Annotated in this window: 3 protein-coding genes and 2 pseudogenes; all 5 read left to right on the top strand. The window is 61.9% G+C overall.

The window, feature by feature from the left end:
* The first annotated feature begins 200 nt into the window (after window positions 1-200).
* Window positions 201-563 (top strand): IS66-like element accessory protein TnpA, encoded by a 363-nt coding sequence (tnpA, locus tag ABUH87_RS00145; RefSeq protein ID WP_367767696.1) that lies wholly within the window; start codon window positions 201-203, stop codon window positions 561-563.
* Window positions 560-919 carry an IS66 family insertion sequence element accessory protein TnpB gene (gene tnpB, locus ABUH87_RS00150; protein WP_367767698.1) on the top strand — a complete coding sequence of 120 codons (360 nt, stop codon included), beginning with the start codon at window positions 560-562 and terminating at the stop codon, window positions 917-919. The genes tnpA and tnpB overlap by 4 nt, the downstream gene beginning before the upstream one ends.
* A gap of 143 nt (window positions 920-1,062) precedes the next feature.
* Window positions 1,063-1,665 (top strand): annotated as a pseudogene (locus ABUH87_RS00155) (transposase domain-containing protein); the annotation flags it as partial.
* A pseudogene (locus tag ABUH87_RS18390) lies at window positions 1,666-1,824 on the top strand (transposase domain-containing protein); the annotation flags it as partial. It lies immediately after the preceding pseudogene.
* Window positions 1,821-2,414 (top strand): plasmid pRiA4b ORF-3 family protein, encoded by a 594-nt coding sequence (locus ABUH87_RS00160; RefSeq protein WP_367767702.1) that lies wholly within the window; start codon window positions 1,821-1,823, stop codon window positions 2,412-2,414. The pseudogene ABUH87_RS18390 and the gene ABUH87_RS00160, both read left to right, overlap by 4 nt.
* Window positions 2,415-2,543: the final 129 nt, after the last annotated feature.

Consider the following 2,543-nt stretch of genomic DNA (forward strand, 5'->3'; position numbering starts at 1 on the left):
CCCAGCGCGCGTCATCATCTTCCTCGCTGGCAGAGGCGATGATTGTTGCATCCACAAGCGTGCCGGTTTTGACCGTCACCGCCTTCGATTTGAGCGTAAGCGCCGACGGAACCCGGCCTTGCGTGGATTGGGCGGGGGTGAATTTCGCGGGGCACATGGAGGCCTTGCAAGTGGATATCGAGCAGTCAAAAGAGCCTCGTATGAGCGCTCCCCGAGATGGCGGAGCGGTTGTACGAGTGGAACGGCGTCGGCACTGGAGCGATGGCGAGAAGCTGGCGATCCTGAAGGAGACCACGCAGCCGGGAGCCATCATGGCGGTGGTCGCGCGTCGGTACGGGATCGGGACCGGTCAGCTCTACACCTGGCGCAAGCAATTGCTCCGCGGCGCGATGGCCGGGTTCGTGCCTGTCGAACTGACGCCCGCCGAACCGCTGACCACGCCATCCGCCCCCGGCCGGATCGAAATGCGGCGCGGCGGTGACTTCATGGTGTCGATCGACAGGTTGGTCGACAGAGAGGCGTTGAGATTGGCGCTCGAGGTTATCGGGGAGCTTGAACGTTGAGCCTGACGCTGCCGCCATCGGCGAAGATCTATCTGTCGCTGTCGCCGTGCGACATGCGCAAGGGCTTCGATGGCTTGTCCGCGCAGGTGCGCAATATTCTCCAGCTCGATCCCTTCTCCGGCGCGGTGTTCCTGTTCCGCGGAAAACGAGGCGATAGATTGAAGGCCCTGGTGTGGGACGGTTCGGGGCTTTGCCTGTATGCGAAACGTCTCGAGCGCGGAAAGTTCGTATGGCCCAGAACTCAGGATGGGGCGGCCGCCCGGCTCTCGGCTGCGCAATTGGCAATGCTGATCGAAGGATTGGATTGGCGGCAGGCGATTGTTCACGACGAGGTGTTCGTTCCGACCCTTGCATGAGCAATAAAGGCTCGTAAAACTGCCATTTTATGTAGGTGCGAGATGTCGCTTGCGCTATAGTCCGGGGCATGCGGTTCGACCTTGATCGCCTTCCCACAGACCCCGTACTCCTGCAGAAAATACTGCGGGAGATGGCTGAGGTCATGGAGTTGGAGCGGGCCGAGCTGGGGGCGGCAAAGCAGATCGTCAAAGCTCAGGGTCTGACGATCGAGAAGCTGGAGCACCGTCTTGCCCGGCTGCTGCGCGTCCAGTTTGGCCGCAGCTCCGAGAAAATGGACATCGCACAGCTGCGGCTGATGTTCGAGGAGGTCGATGCCCCGGAGCCGGCCAATGATGACGCCCCTGTGGCGTCGAACGAGAAACCGACGCGCAAGGCCGGAACCCGAGCACCGATTCCCGCACATATCCCGCGCCAGACGACGCAGCATCTTCCGGAGCCATGCGGCTGCGGTGGTAGCGAAACTGTCATCTGCGAAGACGTCACCGAAGTGCTGGATTACGTACCCGCCTGCTTCCGTGTCCTGCGGCATGTTCGCCCTCGCATTGCCTGCCGGTCCTGCGAAACAATCCGCCAGGCGCCGGCGGTCGATCTGCCATTGCCCAAGGTGATGGCAAGCAGCGCACTGCTCGCGCATCTCGTCGTCAGTCGCTTCGTCGATCATCAGCCCTGGCATCGCCAGTCGGTCATCCTGCGCCGGCAAGGTGTGGAGATTGATCGTGACGTGATGGGCCGCTGGTCGCGCAAGCTGGCCGAAACGTGCCGCTTGAACGGTGTGGAGCCCGAAGCGTGGTTTACCGACGTGATCGAGCGTGTCGGCAACCATCCGATCAACCGGATCGACGAACTCCTGCCATGGAACTGGCAGGCCGCAAGGGCGATCCAGAACCTGGAGCAAGCTGCTTGAGTAACGCCTTCGTCGTGCACATGACGATCACTCTGGATGACGTGACGCCCGCCGTGACCCGCATGATCGAAGTGCCGCTCGGCATCCGGCTCGATCGTTTGCATACCATCTTCAAGGAAGCGTTGGGATGGACGGATAGCCATCTGTGGGAGCTGACCTTCGGGCGCACGGGCTTCGGCATCCCTGACCCGTCCTACGGCTTTGGTGGCCCACTTGATGCCCGAAAGACGACCCTCGCTGAGGCGTTGGAGGGAATGCGCGGCAAGACCTTCCAGTACCTCTACGACTTTGGCGACGGATGGGAGCACAGCGTCAGGATCCACGGCATCGCTCCGGCTGACCTGCAAGGAAGCTATCCGCGCCTGCTGGAAGCTACCGGAATGCGCCCACCGGAGGACTCGGGAGGGCCCTGGGACTATGCCGAGAAGCTGGAGGCCCTTACCGATCCGGCGCATGAATACCACGAGGAGGCGTTGGAAGCCCTCGGCGATGACCATGATGCTCACGCTCAGCCCAACATCGAGGTGATCCACGCCCGCTTCGCGGCACTCGCCAAGAAATGGGCGCCGCGCCCGCGAAAACCCAAATAGCCCAACGTCAACGCCGCCTTCCGTCGGCGCTTACATTTGAGCTGCGAAGTCACAACCTCAAACAATGCGCAGTCGAGCTTGTGCGCAACAAGCAGCTTGCGAAATCTGACAAAAGCCGTCCGCTCGGGT

It is taken from the genome of Novosphingobium rhizovicinum, from assembly GCF_040813635.1.
Taxonomy (GTDB): Bacteria; Pseudomonadota; Alphaproteobacteria; order Sphingomonadales; family Sphingomonadaceae; genus Novosphingobium; species Novosphingobium rhizovicinum.

Excerpts from the sequence above, each read along its gene's own strand:
- tnpA (WP_367767696.1), top strand. The coding sequence starts at position 201 with ATGAGCGCTCCCCGAGATGGCGGAGCGGTTGTACGAGTGGAACGGCGT.